The sequence below is a fragment of the Desulfonatronospira thiodismutans ASO3-1 genome (assembly GCF_000174435.1).
Taxonomy (GTDB): Bacteria; Desulfobacterota; Desulfovibrionia; order Desulfovibrionales; family Desulfonatronovibrionaceae; genus Desulfonatronospira; species Desulfonatronospira thiodismutans.
Genome location: NZ_ACJN02000001.1, coordinates 1,027,254 through 1,045,167, shown reverse-complemented (window position 1 = coordinate 1,045,167; position 17,914 = coordinate 1,027,254). Strand labels below are relative to the sequence as shown.

At 46.7% G+C, this 17,914-nt stretch carries 18 protein-coding genes; 10 read left to right on the top strand and 8 right to left on the bottom strand.

The features are described 5' to 3' along the window. Nucleotides 1–44: 44 nt before the first annotated feature. From DTHIO_RS20975 to DTHIO_RS21360, 5 genes are all read right to left on the bottom strand, one after another. Nucleotides 45–704: a hypothetical protein gene (locus tag DTHIO_RS20975; protein WP_008869218.1), complete on the bottom strand. Its 660-nt coding sequence runs from the start codon at nucleotides 702–704 to the stop codon at nucleotides 45–47. Between the two features lie 3 nt (nucleotides 705–707). Continuing rightward, nucleotides 708–1,487: a hypothetical protein gene (locus tag DTHIO_RS04755; protein WP_008869217.1), complete on the bottom strand. Its 780-nt coding sequence runs from the start codon at nucleotides 1,485–1,487 to the stop codon at nucleotides 708–710. A 599-nt stretch (nucleotides 1,488–2,086) separates the two neighbouring features. Then, nucleotides 2,087–2,638, bottom strand: a complete 552-nt coding sequence (locus DTHIO_RS04750) for a hypothetical protein (protein WP_008869216.1) — start codon at nucleotides 2,636–2,638, stop codon at nucleotides 2,087–2,089. Between the two features lie 331 nt (nucleotides 2,639–2,969). Then, nucleotides 2,970–3,302, bottom strand: coding sequence for a hypothetical protein (locus tag DTHIO_RS04745; protein WP_144311446.1), 333 nt, complete (start codon nucleotides 3,300–3,302; stop codon nucleotides 2,970–2,972). Nucleotides 3,303–3,474: 172 nt separating this feature from the next. Continuing rightward, complete coding sequence (locus tag DTHIO_RS21360) at nucleotides 3,475–3,834, bottom strand: hypothetical protein (RefSeq protein ID WP_153305077.1); 360 nt, start codon at nucleotides 3,832–3,834, stop codon at nucleotides 3,475–3,477. A 250-nt stretch (nucleotides 3,835–4,084) separates the two neighbouring features. Here DTHIO_RS21360 and DTHIO_RS04735 point away from each other — a divergent pair, with 250 nt between their 5' ends. The 5 genes from DTHIO_RS04735 (at nucleotide 4,085) to DTHIO_RS20355 (ending at nucleotide 8,700) form a co-directional block, all read left to right on the top strand. Then, a complete protein-coding gene (locus tag DTHIO_RS04735) occupies nucleotides 4,085–4,474 on the top strand; it encodes a helix-turn-helix domain-containing protein (RefSeq protein WP_008868686.1) in 390 nt (129 codons plus the stop codon). Then, nucleotides 4,471–5,946 carry an IS21 family transposase gene (gene istA / locus DTHIO_RS04730; RefSeq protein WP_008868685.1) on the top strand — a complete coding sequence of 492 codons (1,476 nt, stop codon included), beginning with the start codon at nucleotides 4,471–4,473 and terminating at the stop codon, nucleotides 5,944–5,946. Before DTHIO_RS04735 ends, istA begins: the two co-directional genes overlap by 4 nt. Beyond that, nucleotides 5,943–6,296: an ATP-binding protein gene (locus DTHIO_RS04725; protein ID WP_008869214.1), complete on the top strand. Its 354-nt coding sequence runs from the start codon at nucleotides 5,943–5,945 to the stop codon at nucleotides 6,294–6,296. Before istA ends, DTHIO_RS04725 begins: the two co-directional genes overlap by 4 nt. Nucleotides 6,297–6,489: 193 nt before the next feature. Then, the gene (locus DTHIO_RS04720) at nucleotides 6,490–8,217 is read left to right on the top strand and encodes an IS1634 family transposase (protein WP_208596366.1); all 1,728 of its coding nucleotides are present in this window, start codon (nucleotides 6,490–6,492) and stop codon (nucleotides 8,215–8,217) included. Nucleotides 8,218–8,232: 15 nt separating this feature from the next. Then, complete coding sequence (locus DTHIO_RS20355) at nucleotides 8,233–8,700, top strand: ATP-binding protein (protein WP_337833160.1); 468 nt, start codon at nucleotides 8,233–8,235, stop codon at nucleotides 8,698–8,700. 81 nt (nucleotides 8,701–8,781) lie between these two features. Here the strand turns inward: DTHIO_RS20355 and DTHIO_RS04705 are convergent, their stop codons facing one another. The 3 genes from DTHIO_RS04705 to DTHIO_RS19525 form a co-directional block, all read right to left on the bottom strand. Beyond that, on the bottom strand, nucleotides 8,782–9,333 hold the full coding sequence (locus DTHIO_RS04705; RefSeq protein ID WP_008869211.1) for a hypothetical protein: 552 nt from the start codon (nucleotides 9,331–9,333) through the stop codon (nucleotides 8,782–8,784). Nucleotides 9,334–10,059: 726 nt separating this feature from the next. After that, nucleotides 10,060–10,563 (bottom strand): DUF2442 domain-containing protein, encoded by a 504-nt coding sequence (locus tag DTHIO_RS04700; protein ID WP_008869210.1) that lies wholly within the window; start codon nucleotides 10,561–10,563, stop codon nucleotides 10,060–10,062. Further along, entirely contained in the window at nucleotides 10,560–10,790 is a 231-nt protein-coding gene (locus tag DTHIO_RS19525; protein WP_008869209.1) for a DUF4160 domain-containing protein, read from the bottom strand. The genes DTHIO_RS04700 and DTHIO_RS19525 overlap by 4 nt, the downstream gene beginning before the upstream one ends. A gap of 319 nt (nucleotides 10,791–11,109) precedes the next feature. Between DTHIO_RS19525 and DTHIO_RS04695 the strand changes: the two genes are divergently transcribed. The 5 genes from DTHIO_RS04695 (at nucleotide 11,110) to DTHIO_RS22895 (ending at nucleotide 17,706) form a co-directional block, all read left to right on the top strand. Next, nucleotides 11,110–12,348 carry a DUF6361 family protein gene (locus DTHIO_RS04695; RefSeq protein ID WP_008869208.1) on the top strand — a complete coding sequence of 413 codons (1,239 nt, stop codon included), beginning with the start codon at nucleotides 11,110–11,112 and terminating at the stop codon, nucleotides 12,346–12,348. Beyond that, nucleotides 12,332–13,597 carry a phospholipase D family protein gene (locus tag DTHIO_RS04690; protein ID WP_008869207.1) on the top strand — a complete coding sequence of 422 codons (1,266 nt, stop codon included), beginning with the start codon at nucleotides 12,332–12,334 and terminating at the stop codon, nucleotides 13,595–13,597. The genes DTHIO_RS04695 and DTHIO_RS04690 overlap by 17 nt, the downstream gene beginning before the upstream one ends. Nucleotides 13,598–13,646: 49 nt before the next feature. Next, nucleotides 13,647–15,731: a helicase-related protein gene (locus DTHIO_RS04685; protein WP_161598636.1), complete on the top strand. Its 2,085-nt coding sequence runs from the start codon at nucleotides 13,647–13,649 to the stop codon at nucleotides 15,729–15,731. Nucleotides 15,732–16,109: 378 nt separating this feature from the next. Next, nucleotides 16,110–16,820, top strand: coding sequence for an ADP-ribosylglycohydrolase family protein (locus DTHIO_RS04680; RefSeq protein WP_008869205.1), 711 nt, complete (start codon nucleotides 16,110–16,112; stop codon nucleotides 16,818–16,820). A gap of 775 nt (nucleotides 16,821–17,595) precedes the next feature. Next, nucleotides 17,596–17,706: a RelB antitoxin-like protein gene (locus DTHIO_RS22895; protein ID WP_208596379.1), complete on the top strand. Its 111-nt coding sequence runs from the start codon at nucleotides 17,596–17,598 to the stop codon at nucleotides 17,704–17,706. Nucleotides 17,707–17,914: the final 208 nt, after the last annotated feature.

Genomic DNA, 17,914 nt, shown 5'->3' with positions numbered 1-17,914 from the left:
TCCGGAAAGGATTTTAGATTTTGAGAGGCTGTGAGTCATGGCAATCAGGCAACATCATAATGATTTTCAACTATCTTGTTATATCTGACTACACCTTCAATTTCAGTTAGACCTGCTTGTTCTGGTGATGCACCTTTCATAAGTTCAGTAACTGGCTGAACTATTTTCTTTCTGATGTCTTCTATAGTATTCAGGCTGGTTAAAAACAGGCTGTAGGTCCATACCTTATCCTGCCAGAACTTTTCTTCTGAAGTCCAATCAAAAAGGACATTGTCAATTAATTGCACATCTGTACTTTCCAGTTCTGGCCCCATGTATATCTCTTCATCAAAACTGACAGGATGGTCCCATAAATTTATATGCACAAGAGGCTGCTCATTTTTTACAACCTCAGAGCACATGCCATCTCCTGCAAGGCTTATCTGAATCCCTAACCATCTGGCAGTAGTTGGTGTTCCTTTCCTAATTTGCCCTAAACCCAATGAAAATGCATAATCAGTAAGAACCCATCCATAGTCATCGTTACGTTCGCTTAAGTTTTCACTCCAAGATTCTACTACTTTACATAAATTGGGAAGATCTGATGATATTGAATTTTCAATTTCCCGCTGGATAAGCTCTGATAAGCTGTCAATTTCACGTCCTGCCTGCTCAATCATTTTTACGCTTTGATGGATAGAAATGCCGATGTTCTCTTGAGACATGATTTACTCCTTGTTGTTAAAAAATATTTGGTCATTTGTGGTAATCAATGCTGGCTGAGCCAGATAAGTGAATCCTATAAAACCATTCCAAAATAAATGCTTTGATTCTTTGGAAATACTATATTCTGGCAATTTCAAATTTTTGAATCCACGAAATGGTCGGATACCAAGCTTATCAAGCAAGGCTACTACTTGTGTCATCCAAGGCATGAGCGGCTCATAAACTGGATCTCTCTTTCTGATTTTATCTTGGAGAATACAAAGAATGTCGAACCAGCTTATAGCCAACAACCTGCCTGACCAAACATCTCTGGCTCGTCTGGCCTTCGATGCTTCACTTGTTTCAGGGGCAATAAATAAATGGAGTGCTTTGCTACGTTCTTCCTCTGATAGAAACTCTGTCCACTGAATTTGTAATTGATCTTTCCCGCTCAGGGGTGAATGCCATTTCATCTCAATTAACAGCAAAAATGATTCTCCGCTTGGCCACTTTAAATCCACGACAATGTCCGGTTCAATGGGTTTTCCTGTCATAAAATTTTTCCGAGATTTCCAAAAAGCAATCTCAGCTTTTTCAGGAAAATTGCTGGGCACGGATGGAATTTTGAATTCAGACAAGAGAGTTCCCCAAAAAATTGCGGATAAATGACCAGGGATTAACTCTAACGGTCCTAAAATCAAGGAGGTGAGTTCATCTTCTTCTGAGACTCTTTCTCCTTTCTCTCTATGTCCTACGTATCGTTTGTAGAAATTCGACTTTCCCTGATTAATTGCTTGCAGCATATTCAATCCCCTTTTTTAGTGGTTGGGCTGAAAACTTACCTGTCACGCAGGCCATTAGGGCGTAAGGAGAAACTTCTAAATTCAAAAGTCGCAGTTATTTCTTTAAAAATCAACAATTTTTTATATATTATTCAAAACTGTTTCCTGGAGGGCTTTAGCAATGTCGAGACTCCAAGTTATTATAGACTCCTCAAACTGCCTTCTTTAAAACTCCGCAGATAATCTGAGTTTATCAGGTGTTGAGAATTACCCAATCGCTGCGTAGCTGTCCGGCACTTGAGATTTCTACAAAGAATTATGCCGGGATAATACCCACTTTTGTGAATACCGGACTGACTGTTGGAACTTTTAAACCGGCTGTTCAACAGTGTTTTTTTCAATACACTGATAGTCAGCGACTTGACTGATTGGTATGGCTTCATCATTTTGCTTTTTTCAAAGACCAGCTTGAACCATCAAAGACCAGGCCCAGGCCCAGGGGCAGGTCAGCTAGAATGCAACGCAGGCAGGAAAGTTCAATCACATAAATCAGCTGCCAGCTGAAGCGGTACAATCCCCGCTAACAGATAATGTAATTAAACATTGATCTCACATCACTACTATTCATCTTCAGGATCAAGCTCCTCTTCCTCTTCAAGTCTTTTCAGAGTTATCCGGGCTTTGACCGCAATTTCCTTGTCATCATCATGAATAAGGATTTCCAGGACCTTTTTGCCCACAAACTCATTCTCTGCCAGCAAATCTCTGACCTTTGGATTCTCTGACCTGCATATATTTTCCGCTATTATACCTGGGTCACACATGGAAAACTGGTCAATATTTTCAGCAATAGTTTCCAGAATCTCAAAATCATGGGTCCTGACCAGTCGAAGCAAAGTACTTTCAGGTATCATTCTTTGTGCCCTATGGTTTGAAACCAGATTTCTAAGCACATCAATCTGGATATCTTCAAGCAGAATATCTATGATTTCCTTGTTGATCGCACTGCGCGAGGCCACCTCCATCCGCACCTGAGGGACGGGGGACATGGCAAATTCTTTGATAATATTGTTAAATCTTTTTTTGTCCGGGATGCTGAACATAATATCTTCCACAGCATCATATCCCAGGTGAACAGACTTGCCATTAACAGTAACCCTGACATCAAACATAGGATTCCCCCTTCAGTTGTTTCCATTGATAAAAAAAAAGCCGAATGTTTCTAGATCTTGATTGTGGATTCTGATTAACCACCCATCGAACATAAATGAAGCGTTACAGGTCAACGGCTTTTAAGATAGTCGGCCTGTTGTAAGAGGGAGTTTACGCTACTACTATGTCATTACTGGTCATATATGATAAGAAAAGATGATACTTTTGGAGACTTCGTGGCCAGCTTGCCGGGTAGGGCTCGTCAGTGACCACAAGGAAGGAAGAATTAAACGACGTTGATTATCAGATGAGTATCCAGCCCGAAAGATAGAGTAAAGTTGCATCCAGTACTCATTGATACCCATCAAAAAAAATCATGTTATCCATCTTTTCAATATATTCCCTGGCATGGTCAGCATATTCCCCTGGCGTCACCGATTGATTTATCTGAAACTTTAAAGCCTGGATAATCTCTTGCTTATTTATCTGGGCCTCTTTCAGCCTTAAGAAACAATAGTATGCCGGAAGGGGCCGGGTATAAGGGTTAATGTTATCCAACAAGAAGGAAATCCCATTATGCTTTATTGAAAAGATGAATGCTTTTCTCTTAAGCCACAGGTCGTAGCCAGGGAAATCCGGGACACCATTTGGTTCGGTCAGAGCGATTTTTTCAATCCAGTGCATATCAGTCCCGTATCTGCTCACATAAGCCAGGGCAAAGTAGATGGCTGGAAAAATTTCATAAAATTCCTGCCACTCGTCCCTGGTTATATCTTCAATGGGGTCCATTATTCCGGTTTCTGTGAGCGCCAACCTGAATATGTCTTAATTATGCCGGTTTGAAATTGTTTATATCTTATTCTTGTATCTTCTTCTGAAAGAGAAAAGAAAAAATATTTTTTATTTTGTCTTCTTTTCTGTCCTTCTTTTTCTTCCTCTTCTTCTGTCTTGCCGTTACTGCCTTCTTTGCCTGTCTGAGGCAAAGGAGGGTAAGTTCTTGGGTCGCAAACAAAGCCAACAAGTTGTCTGCCTGCACTGTGGCGAAGCCTTTTGTCCTGACTATCGAAACAGGGGCAAGCAAAAATACTGCTCCAAAGTGCCTTGTCGGGCAGCCAGTAAGAAAGCCAGTCAAAAGGCCTGGCTGGATAAGCCTGAAAACAGGGATTATTTCCGGGGACCGGCCCATGTGGACAGGGTCCGGAACTGGAGAAAGCAAAATCCCGGATATGCCAGGCGCAAGACCACTGCTCCCAAGCAAACGTTACAAGATCACTGCCTCCCAAAAAGTGTTGAAAATCAACGTGTTGAGGAAACGTTACAAGATCACTGGATCACGCAACCATCTGTTATTATAGGACTAATCTCCTCCTTATGCGGGAGTGCGTTACAAGATGACATCGTCAGGGCCGCCCGACAGATGTACACCCTGGGCTGTGACGTCATCAACAACCCCAAAGGAGGATTTCATGTACCAAAAGTATCCGATTCATCCCCAGAGACTGCGCAAGGTTCCCAGACAGTTCAGCTGGGTGGACCACAGGCTGGTTCGTGACGGTCATATTGAGAGGTTAAGCCATGCTGCAGCAGCCTTGTACCTGTTCCTGGTGACCGTGGGCGATCAGCAGGGGCTTAGCTACTACTCCGACCCCATTGTCATGCAGCGCCTGGGAATGGATGAAGTCACTTTGCAGCAGGCGCGCTTCAATCTGATCCAGGCTGATCTCATTGCCTGGAAGAAACCGCTTTATCAGGTTCTATCCATCCAGGTCCCACCCGTAAATCAGGCCAGGACAGCACAGGCCGGGCCTGTGCACTTCTCAGACGTTCTCAAAAAACTTGCCGGGGGTAACACATGATTGATTATGAGCTTTATGCCAGAATAAAGCACTACCATGAACAAAAAGGACTTACCCCGGCCCAGATAGCAAAAGAACTGCAGCTGGATCCGCGTACAGTGGGCAAATGGCTCGAAGCAAAGCAGTTTCATCAAAGAAAGTCAGTAACAAGACCAAGCAAGCTTGATCCCTTCAAGGATACCATCGTCAGGATGCTGGAGGAGCACCCCTACACAGCCGTCCAGGTTTTGCGCAGCATCAAGGAGCAGGGCTATACAGGAGGCTCCTCCATTCTCAAGGAATACATAAGCAAAGTCAGGCCCAAAAGGTCCAGGGCCTTTTTAAGTCTGGCCTTTGCCCCAGGAGAGTGCGCCCAGGTTGACTGGGGAAATCACGGCTCCATCCAGGTGGGAGACAGCAGGCGCAATCTCAGCTTCTTTGTCATGGTCCTTTGCTACAGCAGGATGATGTATCTTGAGTTCACTGTCTCCCAAAGCATGGAGCACTTCCTGTCCTGTCATCAAAACGCCTTTGACGCATTCGGGGCTGTTCCCAAAAAAATCATGGTGGACAACCTGAAATGTGCAGTGCTCAAGCACCCCTATGGCCAAAAACCGGTTCTAAATCCCAAATATCTTGACTTTGCAAAGCACTGGGGTTTTGAGATCAGTGCCTGCGGAGTCAGAAAGCCCCATGAAAAAGGCCGGGTGGAGAATGCCATAGGTTATGTCAAAAAGAACTTGCTGGCCGGACTTGAACTGCCGGATTACCGGGCCATCAACCATTATGCCCGCCACTGGTGCAGGGCAACAGCCAATGTACGTATCCATGCCCAGACCGGCAAGAAGCCGGTGGACATGCTTGAAGAAGAAAGAGAGCACCTTTTGCCCCTGCCTGTTAACACCTATGATATCGGAGTCGTAACCCAGGTCCGGGCCTCGTCGCAGTTCCGGATCACCCTGGAGTCCAACCGCTATTCCGTGCCAGCCAGGTACGCAGGCAAACGCCTGACCTTGAAGACTTATCCTGATCGCTTATGCATCTATGACGGCAACAATCTTGTGGCCAGGCATATCCGCAGCTTTGACAAAAAAAGGGACATTGAAGACCCCGATCATGTCCAGGAGCTTATTGCCCAGCGCCGGGCAGCCAGGGATCAGCAATTGTTTTCCCGGTTCCTGGCTTTGTCCCCAAGAGCAAAGGATTATTACTTTGAGTTGGAGAAAAAGCACTTGAACATCAAACACCATGTCCAGAAGATTGTAGCCTTAAGCGAAATCTATGGCTCTGAAGCCGTGTCCAGGGCCATGGACGACGCATTCACCTACAGTGCCTTCTCCTGTGAGTATGTAGCCAACATCCTGGAGCAAAGAGCCAGGACCATGCCCGCACCAGGAGCCCTGCATCTGACCAGGCGAGAGGATCTGCTGGATATTGAAGTCAAAGACCCTGATCTAAGTATTTACGACAAACCCAAGGAGAAAAACCCATGACCAACAAACACCAAAGCGAGGTGCACAGGCTGGAAGAAAATCTCCAGCTGCTCAAGCTGACCTGTATAAAAGAGCAGTACAGGCCGGCGGCTGACAAGGCTGCCAGGCAGAACTGGGATCATCTGGGCTATCTGGCCAGGCTGGTCCAGGCAGAAGCAGATGCCAGGCATGATCGCTCCATCCAACGCCGTATCAGGATGGCCCGTTTCCCAGGCATAAAAACCATGGAGAACTTCGACTGGACATGGCCGACCAAGATCAACCGCCCGGCCATCCAAAACCTCTTTCGCCTTGGATTTATGAAGGACAAGGCCAACATAATAATCCTCGGAGGAGTAGGCCTGGCGTGAGTTTATTACGCTTAGCGCAATTTTCGAGGACATCTTCAATGTTTTCAATATGTTGCTTTAATTAAAAATGTATACACTGAAATATGTATCGAACAGACTTCTTTCTATTCGATAAAAAATTCTTAATTTTCAACAAATTATGCTTAATTTGGGGTTGACATATGGGCCTTTCAATGTGTATGTATACACTGAAATGGCAACTATTCAAAAGAAACCTTCAAGAGGCAGGGACTACTGGGCCATAGTCGAATCCAGACGGATCAACGGAAAACCACGCCCTGTTGTCCTGGAGCATCTCGGCACTGCTGAAAACCTCCTGAAGCGGCTTCAAGAAGGGGCAGGGCCGCACAAGGTCAAAAGTTACTCGCATGGACTGGTAGCCTACTTACTCAATTTGATAGAATCCCTTGACCTGGTTCAAATTATCAACCGCCATGTGCCAAATAAACAAATCAGAGATGGGTTTACTGTTGGAGGTTCTATTGTCCTTGCGTCCATGGGTAGAATCTGTCAGCCAACCAGTAAAAGAAACTGGTATAAGGGATGGGCCAAGCGTACCAGCCTCTCGTATCTTTTACGAATGTCTTTGGCCAAGATCGACAGCCAGCACTTCTGGGATCAGATGGATGCCCTTCCATCAGAAACCATTCCTGCAATTGAAGAAGAGATCGTTGACACCCTCTATGAACATGGCCTGCTTTCCATGGATACCCTGCTCTATGATACAAGTAATTTCTTCACTTACATCGCTTCGACCAATGAACGGTGCACACTGGCTAAGCGAGGAAAAAACAAGCAGCGACGAATTGACCTTAGGCAGTTTGGCCTTTTGCTCCTGGTCTCACGCCAGGATCAGCTCCCGATATACCACAGGACATACCAGGGGAACTTAAACGACAAAACTGTTTTCAAAGAGCATTTCGCAAGGTTTTCTGACAGACTCAAAAGGCTCAGTGGCTCCCTTGAAGACATTACCGTTGTTCTGGATCAAGGGAACAATTCAAAAAAAATGCTTAAAGAGGTAGACCAGACCATTTATTTTGTCGGAGCGCTTTCTGTTCACCAACACAGGCATTTGGTTGAAAGAGCCAATCTGAACCTGCAAGAAATACTTATAGGGAATAAAAGTGTTCCCTGCTACAAGGAGCGCACAACAATCTGGGGAAGCGACCTGACAGCAGTGGTCTACATCTCTGAAAAGCTGCGAGATGGTCAAATTAGAGGCCTGGAGCAAGGCCTCTCCAAGCTTTGCAGCGAACTTGATCAATTAAAAGAAGCCATCAAGATGCCGACCCAAAAAGGAAAAAAGCGAACTGAAGCCGGAATCCAGAAAAAGATTGATTCACTTATTTCCTCCTGTGTGCCCAAAGGGATCGTGGAGTGGGAGCTCACTTTTTTGCAGGAAGATGCATTCGAACTACAGTATTGGATCGACTACGACCACTTGGAAGAACTTAAAAAGTGGCGGTTTGGACGCCGCATCCTTATCACCAACAGGCATCACTGGAGTACTGAGGAAATCATCAAAGCTTATTGGGGTCAGGCCAATATAGAGTACGTGTTTAAAAATATGAAGAACCCGTTTCACATGGCATGGCGACCTCAATATCACTGGACTGATCAAAAGATAGAGGTGCACGGTTTCATATGTTTGGTGGCCTTTCTCCTGGTTATGGTGGCTTTCAAGCATGCCCGGGAGAATGCCGGCTTTTCTCGGTCTCCGCATACTTTGCTGGAAAAACTATCCGAGATTCGTCTGGCCACTCTGATCGATGCCCCGACCCAAAAATCAAAAGGGCGCTACAGAGCCACATATCAGCTTGAGGAGATGGACCCAGATGTCAAGGAGCTTGCAGATGCAATGGGAATTGCCGAGTTGCCGATGAAATCAAAAATACCGTTCAGTGTATACAAATCTTAACCTTAATATTTACATATATTACAAGGTGTTACGATTAATTTTGGGACTAACCGTAATAAACTCACGCTGGGCAAGTCACACATAGCCACAGCCCTGGGTTACAGTGCATGCCTGGAAAAGTATTCTGTACTGTTTGCCACCACCATAGATGTCATAAACACCCTCTCGGCCGCACAGGCTGCACACAAGCTCAAAACAGAGCTCAAGAAATATGTAAGTCCTGAACTGCTCATTCTGGATGAGCTTGGCTACCTGCCCATAGACAAGCAAGGTGCAGACCTGCTCTTCCAGGTTATAAGCCAGCGCTACGAACAAAAATCAACCATCCTGACCACCAACAGAGCCTTCAAGAAATGGCCCGAGGTGTTCAACAACGACAGCACCCTGACCTCAGCCATGTTGGACAGACTTCTGCACCATGCCGAAACCGTCCTCATTGAAGGCAAAAGCTATCGGATGAAAGACCAGGTTCAGGAACAATAGCTCCGCATAGGCAACCGCCGGCATCAACCTTTATGTCTGGAGCTGGCGGTTGCTCCAAAACAACATTTTTAAACCGGCGTTTTATGGCATCTTCAAGCCGGCGCTAACAGTTTCCCGCAATTTCCGGGAAAGGTCATTCTTTTGCTGCCCCTTTCCCAAAAGCCACCAGGAATGATATCTCTCCAGAAGTCCGTTGCACTGGACGAGCAGGTCTTTATCTCCAAGAAATTGCCCCCATTTGTCTTTTGCGAAAATAAACCCAGGTGAATACAGGTTATGCCATGAAGGGGCCGGGAGCCACTTTAGAACTTTATCTGATATGGTCCTTGAGGCGATAAAGCGCTTAAAGGCGTGGTAATGCTTGATCAGGGCTATCATGGCCAGGCTGTCCTGCATGGCTGTTTCCGGCCTGAGAGCGATTTCTTCCAGGGCGCGGCAATGAACAACAGAAAGTACGTTGTCTTCCATGTCAAAGGCCCTGGCATATTTCAGGCAGTGCATCAAAAAATTGCTCTCCTGAGCGTAGGGTTCCAGGAGAACTTCTTCCAGGTCTTCCTGAGAGACCGGGGCCTTGGTCCGGTATTCACGCTCCAGCAGGTCCATGAGATGTAATTCAAGACATATTCCGCACATACAATAGTCCTTTCAAACAGTTTTGATTCCAATCCGTTACCAAGCCGCAATCTGGAGATGATTGATGTCTAGCCGTAGCCAGTAATGACCCATTGATCAACAATAAATGACAGGAATAATAATAGCCGGTGAGTATGCGCTTATGACCACACCTGATTATTTTTGGCGTGATTGCGACCTGGATAGAGTTTATACAGGGTTTGATCGGCACATGGATGACAGGGCAGGACTAACAGGAACAAACTGGGGTTGTAGGTATAGGTTTTAGCTGAAAAGTTTACCATGTCATAATCCCAAGGTTCTCATTTTCAAGACTACGTGCATGCCCAGAGAGAAGTGCAATGGAAGATTTGGGGTCGGACCTAATCAAGTTATTGAGTTGATTGTATAAATATCCTCTATATAGTCTAAAATTGGCCTTAGAACGCCCATTTCGATGCTCAAAAACCAGTTGTAAGCAAATATGCCCAGAGCCAACAGTTGTTCTGTTGTTCGGGTCGGACCCAGCCAATATATTGAAAATATTTGAGAAGAGCTCGTTTTTTGCTTGATTTTGAGTCTTAGAACCGCCATTTTGATATGGAAAACGTAGTTCTAGACTTCTATTCTCCAAGGCGGCATCTATCCTGACACATGGGGCGAGTAAGGCTCACGCTGCTGCGCGGGGTATGATTCGTGGAAATTGGCGGGGATTGGCGGACGGGTCTTAAAGAGGCCTCGCAGCTGTTACGATTGGTGTATTGCCGCGTACTCTTGAACAGAGGGAATACGCTCAGGCAGCAGCTTCGGATCTTTTGGCCGGGTTGCCTCCCAACCGAGACAGGCCAGCCATATATGCCTTGGGACAGGTTTTTCGCCATCGCGGTAATAGATCAGCATCCGCCGCGATATGCCTAAAGCGTCTGCAGCCTGATTCAGAGTCAATCCGGTTTCATGCAGCCAGTTCCGGATACGTTCATGCCCTATGCCGCCTGCCTGTTCAACAGCCAGATTGCGCAGGTTGTCAGCCGCGAGATCCAACTCGTCCTGGACCCATTCCACAGATGCACCAGCAAAGCCGACCCGGGCTTTTGCAAAAAGTTCAGGATCCTTGAGGGGGCTGAGTGCCCGGGAGGTTTTAATCCACTCAGCCAGACTGAGCTCAAAGGTTGTTTCATCGGCAAAGGATATCCGCAGCTTATAGTCAGGTAACGGCTCAACCGAATTGATACGAAAGTGTTTCTTATTCATTTTTGCAACTCCTCAAATTTGTTCATAAGCATATTGCGATTGCTTGCAGCCCATTGCAACACTTCTGAAAGTTCCCGGCGAGGCACATTTCCCTGAAGGATTTCCAGGCCGGAAAGTTCAATTAAAGCCTCTTTGCCGTCACGCATGAGCACATGGAAGTGAGGTGGAGCATGATCTTTTAGATTGATCCGTACCTGACAGTTAGCAAAGCGTTTAATGAGAGGCATTTATGAACTATATGTGCAATGGTTGCATGTTGTCAAGAGCTGCTTTTGGATTTCAGTCCAGGACTACTGACACATTCAGTATCATCTACTACAAAAAATACAGGCGCGAAATTTGTTGAATCTGCACAATCCTTATATAGCGGGGACAGCCCCCAGGCCTTGTGCCAGGAACTACCATTGAGGACCCCCCTGAATGCTTACAGGTCAAAGTGCTTAGTGCCCTTCTGCAATTTGTGCAGGAAATGAGTTGAAGGAACTGTCCCAGGCAGGTTCCGGCATACCTTGAATATACTTAAAGCATCAGGCTTGGAGGGTGATCATGTTCAACACTTCAGTGAACCCGCTTCAGATAGGCTGGATCGATTATTCCCCGGAACATCGCCGTAAAGTCATGACAGTCCTTCAGTCCCTTGCTGCACCAGGGGCTGTTGACGAAATTGGAATCGGGCAGATAAGGGACGGATTTTCACACAAGCTGTTCCCTGGTACTTCTACCATTCAGACCAGAGCCAAGTATTTCTTTTTAGTTCCTTATATTCTGATGGAACTGGAGAAACAGAAAAACATCACCCCAAACGCTCTAATACAAAAGCTCAATGATATGGAGCTCGAACTTATTGAACCGCTTTTGAAAAGTGGCGAGAAGGGCGTGATTGGAGAAACAGCCGGAAAAAACCTGAAACGCAAGCCATCCAGCGTTTACTGGAGCGGATTGAAGACATTCGGGATTCTTCGGTATCCGCATCTGTCCCTTGAAGATTACGCCAGGGCTGTGTGTGCAGTAAGAAAAGAAAATCTGGATATTAGATCCATGGGTGTTTCAGAAGATGTCTCCAGCCAGGGAGATGATTCAGATGCAGCCGGCACTTCTCTGACCGGCGGGTTCTGGAGGTGTCCGCCTCCACCTGAAAACTGGCGGGAGCATATCAGCATCCATTTAACATATGAAGAAGCCTTGCATCTCAAGCAGTGCATAATAAGGTCCAGTTTTTCCAAAGACTCACTCCTGGCGTTTCTTTTGCAGGTTGAACCTGAAGTTTTCACGGCTCTGGAGGACTTTGGTGCCATAGGTGAAGCGCTGGAACTTCCTGAAAGCATAAGGCAGGATTTTGAAATGGCCAGGGATTTTTCAAGGTTCATTTTCGGGGCCAGCCTGCGCTATAATTTGATTCTGTCTGAGGGCAGAAATGAAAAAGCCCGGCAATTATGGACAGAATGGCTCAGTTCCTATTTTGTCACCCAGAGGTTTGAGCATTACGAGCCTGTTGCACCCATGGATTACCTGCAAATAAGTAATCCCGCCCTGCGCCGCTTTTTAACCCAGTGGAAGAAATACGTTCTGGCTGGCAATGAAGAGGACATGGATAGCCTTATTGTCCAACGAGAAATTGATCTCAAGGGAAGACAAAGAGCCAAGCTGCGCAATTCAGCCCTTTACAGCTACAAAGTAGGAGATGGTCTGCGTGGAGGAAAGCTGGACTTTCGCTATTCCTATGCCAGGGATATTTTGACTGATATTTTTAAAGCACTGGAGGGCAGTCATGCTCAGGCCGGGTAGTGATAGACTGAGTTACAGCCACCTTCTGGCTCCACCTCCGGATTATTATACAGACTTTGCTCTGGGTACCACTTACAGTCTGGATCTGGAAGCCATGCTCGGGATTCCCATGGCCCTGTTCATGTCCGAGGAACTTGGCAGCAGTGCAACCCAGAATCCTGTTGCAGTGCTGGAGGGCTTGCGCCGTAGTACCGACAACCTCGCCATTTTCTGTGAACCTGGACAAATAAAAATTCCTCACAAGAACAACACGGTTTATTCTCTGGTGGAGAGCTCTGTTTTTCAGGTTCATCTGCCCAGGGGCAGATCTTTTCATCCCAAGGTGTGGGTGATCAGGTATGCTGGTCCTCAGAAAGATCCCATTTACCGTATAATTGTGCTCAGCCGCAATCTTACCTTCGATAGAAGCTGGGACATGGCTGTCTGCCTGGATGGCAAAAAAGGTGATGAGCCAACAGAGAAAAACAGTCCCTTACAGGATTTTATAGGCTTTTTAATCCAGCACATAAATTCCAGAAAAAAACGACGAAGGATCAAAAACATTCAGGAAGAAATCGGACAGGTTTATTTTGACCCGCAAATTCAGCAAGTGGCTGATTTTCAATTTTGTCCACTGGGTATTGACGGACATGATAAAAAGTCCAGCTCTCTTTTTCAGTCCTACAAAGACCTGGTGATCATCTCGCCCTTTCTCAGTAAAACTCCTGTTAAAGAGTTTGACAGTCTGGCCCTGAGCAATTCTTCCAGGACCTTGATTACCCGGAGAGCAGAGCTGCCCAAGCTTTTACCGGAGCACTTCGAATCATTTCAGGTATACGTCATGAAAGAGCTGGTGGCCGAAGGGGAGGAGGGGCTTAGCGAAGATGAGCTCCAGGCTGAGGTCCCCCAGAATCAGGATATCCACGCCAAATTTTACGCCCGCTCCAAAGGGAGTAATCATGCCCTGTACTTTGGCTCAGCAAATTGCACGCAAAGGGCCTTTGATGCCAATGTAGAATTTCTGTTAAAGCTTGACTACCGCAAATGGGGTTTCAAACTGGCTGACATTCTTGAGGATATCTTTGGCAAGGATGACAAGGATAATCCTTTTGAAAAAATTGAATCCATTCCCCAAGGTGATTTCTCAGATGATGACCCTGCTGATGATCTGCAGAGGGCAATCAAAGAGCTTTGCCGTGGAAAAATGCGGGCTCACGTAATTTCCGGGGAGCACCAGACAGAAACAGCAGGCAGAGGAAGTCTTGTATAACGGGATTTGCCGGACTGAACGGTTAAAGGTTCCGGGTGCTATAGATCTTGTGGATTCAAAAGACAATAACCACTTGCAGGTTCATGAAGACGACATCCTGGCTTATGCAGACATGGATAGAGTGCTTGAAGAACTGGAACTCAGGGGAACAATGCCGGTGGAGTACATCAAGTCAGCCCCCCTGATTATGTCCTTCATGCAGAACTATAAGGTCAAGCATGATATACAGGAAGAAATGAAGGCCAAGCCTGAAAAGCTTCCCCTTTTAAACAGTCCACGTCTCTGGATCAACAAAAACAAAGTGGCCGGGTACAAGCCTTTGAACATACATCATGCCCGGTTTGAAAAGCTCAAAGAAACAGTACTTTCCGGAGAAGCAGCCAGGCTTTTGTGGGTCCCCCCATCCCTGCCATATTATGAGCTGGGAGGTCCATTCCGCAACCAGGAAAACTTTTCCAAGACACTGGTTTTTTCTGCCTGGGAGATGGTTCCCAGGGCTGTCTCAACCCTGATTTCCTATGAAGCCGAACGCTTGACAGTGGGAACACTCATTAAAAAAACACCTGGTCAGCAATCAGAGAGGCGCAGCTACTTTCCTGATTCCAAAAACAAAAGGTTTCCTCCTCCAAGAGTAACTTTTTCAGTGAAGGACAAAGAGCCGGCCAACATGAATGCTCTTTGCCTGTTGCATCCATCTGTTACCCTTGCATCGATGTATGATCCCATACAGGCCATGAACAGAGACATGTCCATTAAAGACATCCTCAGAGAAGTGCAGGGGAAGATAGAAGGACATCTGGACGGTTTCAGGCATTATGTCAGAAGAGAGGGCCAGCGCCAGGATGAACGCTGGTATTACATGGCCCCGCTTTTAATGGGCAGAAGCCAGCCAAGGATTCAGGAGTGGTTCAAAAACCCTGTCCTGCAAAGCGTTGATGAAGATTATGACGGTGTCGTGGTCCAGGAAGAGGACAGTCATGCCCTGTCTCTTCATCTTGAGCGACTGAAAAGTCTTTACCAGGATCCAGAGCAGGTAGAACTGGGTTTAATGCCGGAAGATCTTGCCCGGGTGCTGACCAATATGGCTATAGCCTCGCCGGCAATCTGCGCCCTGAGAATGCTTGGCCCTGATACTCCCGGAGCTGTCGGGCTTTCATGGCAGCTGGCCAAAACTATTGTTGAGCGGTTCAATACCCAGGAGGCCATTGCCATGGTCGATTTATCTTATGGCAAGGCAGGGGAGGGGGTACACTGGAAAAATATTCTGCGCTACTGCCTTGATGGCAATCTTCAGGCTGTGCTGGATGAATATGCGCATATGCTTCTTGATGGCCATGATAAGCAGCATTGTTCACCGGAAGAAGTGGAAAAGAGAAATCAGACCCTGATCCGGGACATGATCAGGACTCTCAAAACTCATACAGCAAGCTATAATGTTGATACTTATCCTGCATTCCGCCACAGGGTGAAAAACTATGACCGCATAGATTTAAAAAAGAAGCAGATTCGAATGCGCTCCAGCTATGCGGTGGGCTTTTATGACATGAAAGATGAAGGCAAAAGCGGGCAGCGTAAAGAAAATATTCGGTTGAGCTTAAACTCTCCTTTCAGGCCATTTGTACTGACCACTACCTCTATTGGTCAAGAAGGGCTGGATTTTCATTGTTACTGCCGCAAGATATTTCACTGGAACCTGCCAGGCAATCCTATAGACTTAGAGCAGAGGGAAGGGCGTATAAACCGTTATAAATGTCATGCAATACGGCAAAATATTGCTTTTAAATACGGTAAAAACCGGTTTTACAGGGATGTCTGGCAGGAAATGTTCGACCATGCCCTGCTTCAGGAAAAAAGCAGCAAAACCAGTGACCTGGTGCCGTTCTGGCGGCTTACCGGCCAGGATACCTACAATCCGGCATGCAATATAGAGCGTATCGTTCCGCTATATCCTTTGAGCAGGGACAGTGCCAGATATGAAAGGTTGATCAAAATTCTTTCTTTGTACCGCCTGAGTCTGGGACAGACCAGGCAGGAGGAACTTATTGAATATCTTTTTGAAAATGGAGTAAGCCAGGAAGAAGTTGAGCAACTGTTTATGAACCTGAGCCCGTATTTTAAAGAAGTTTTTGTTTAAACGTCATTTTTTGCAAACTGATTAATTATGACCACACAAGACAGATTCCGGGTAACCCTTCAGGGGGGAGATATGCCAATTTGCCTGTCTGCCAGGCGGGTAATGCCCCCGCACATATCCTTAAAACTATTTGCTACCTGCGCACACAAAGCTTGAAGAAACTCTAACAAATACCTCAAGGCTGCGTTTAAAGATATGGGCGGGGCATGCTTCTGGGGAGCTTTTATTCTTCAAAACCGTGTGTGCGGAGCACCCGTGTGAAGACTGAAGGCTTCCCGTGCCAGAGAAGATTTTTTTGGCACGGGCAACTTCGTTGCACACGGGCGGCTTTGCCGCTCACTGTTGGGGAGTACGCCTCAAGTCTATTCAGGGTGGCGATTGCTGGCACCCCCTGAATGGTTACGATTCCGGGGATGCCTTGCTGGCCTGGCAGCCGGTGATGCCGTGGGCACCACCGTGGAGTTCATGACCAGGGGCGGTTTTGAACCACTCAGAGATATGGTCGGGGGAGGACCTTTTAATCTGCGTCCGGGTCAGTGGACTGATGATACCTCCATGGCCCTGTGCCTGGCAGAGAGCCTGATTGAAAAGGGCGGCTTTGATGCCCGGGACCAGATGGAAAGGTACTGCAGGTGGATGGAAACCGGATACCTGAGCAGCACCGGGTCCTGCTTTGATATCGGCAGTACAGTGGCTGCGGCTTTACAAAGATACCGCAAAACCGGTGAGCCTTACTCCGGTTCAACCCATCCCAGGTCGGCAGGCAACGGCACCATCATGCGCCTGGCACCAGTACCCATGAAGTACTTTCCTGACATGGACCTGGCTGAGAGCATGGCCGGGGAAAGCTCCAGGACAACCCACGGGGCACAGGAATGCATAGATGCGTGCAGGCTCTTGGCCAGGATGACGGTCAGGGCTTTATCAGGGCGGAGCAAAGAAGAAATACTTATGGCGGACAGGGACTCTGTTTCGGGAGGGGGTAAATATTTGACCAGGTCAAGCACCTGCTTGTCTCCAAGGATTCACCCAGTTAAACAGACCTCCGGTCTACGGCTTCGCCGTCCAGTTAAATGGAAGAAGATTTAACCGGATAAATGTTTAACCGGGCAGGCGCAAATTTACCCAGTTAAACAGGCCGTAAGGCCTCCTGCGTAGCAGGTAACCATTCAGGAGGTGCCATCAATCGTCACCGAGAATTGACGTGAGGCGTTACTCGCCAGCCGTGAGCGGCAGAGCCGCCCGCCTGTCCCGTGAAACACCCAGCACTCACTTTAATAATTTCGGTTTCATCACAAGCAAACAAATGGAAAAGTGAGTGCTGGGTCAGCGTAGCTGGTTTCACTGGGATGTGCAACGAAGTTGCCCGTGCCAAAAAAACTTCTTAGGCACGGGAAGCCTTCAGGCTTCACACCCGACTAAAATACGCTTTGCTGTCCTGCGGAATTTTAGCGGGCAGGCAGGTGCTCCGCACACACGGTTTTGAAGAACATAGATCCCCACGTAACCATTCAGGGGGGCAGGTACCGGCCCAGGGGGACAGTCCCCTGGCCTTGTGCCATTAGTCACCACCGAGGACCCCCTGAATGGTTACCGTAGCAGGGTTTAACCGGGTGAACTCCTGTCGGCGGTGTGGAGGGTTTGTATTCCATGAAGCGGCTTGGACAAACTTAATATTGGCTTAGTTGTGGGCGTTTTTGTTTGTGCTTGCCAAGTGGATTGGGATGTAATAATTATTTCCAAGCATGAGAACCGGACAAGGAGTTGTAGCCATGCAAGAAAATTTGCTTAGTCAAGCTGACTACATTACTGACCAGAGCGGGAATATAAAAAGCGTTGTTCTTGACTACCAGACCTTAAAAAAATTGAAGATATTATAATTGATTATGGTTTGGGAAAAGCTATGGAAGAAGTACAGGACGACGAAGAGGTTGATCTTGAAGAAGCCATTAAGCTTACTGAGTATAGTAAGTGAAAATTGCCTACAAGAAAAAATTTTTGAAGGATGTCAACAAACTGTCAGACCATATTAAGAATGGAATTATGGATATTGCTTTTAAATAGATTCTTGAAATAGAGAACATCCAAGACTTCAGTAATTTAAAAAAATAACAGGATTTAAGAATTTCTAACTTGCTGGTCTCAGAGACCTGGCCCCAATAGCGCTCCAGTAACACCCTTGT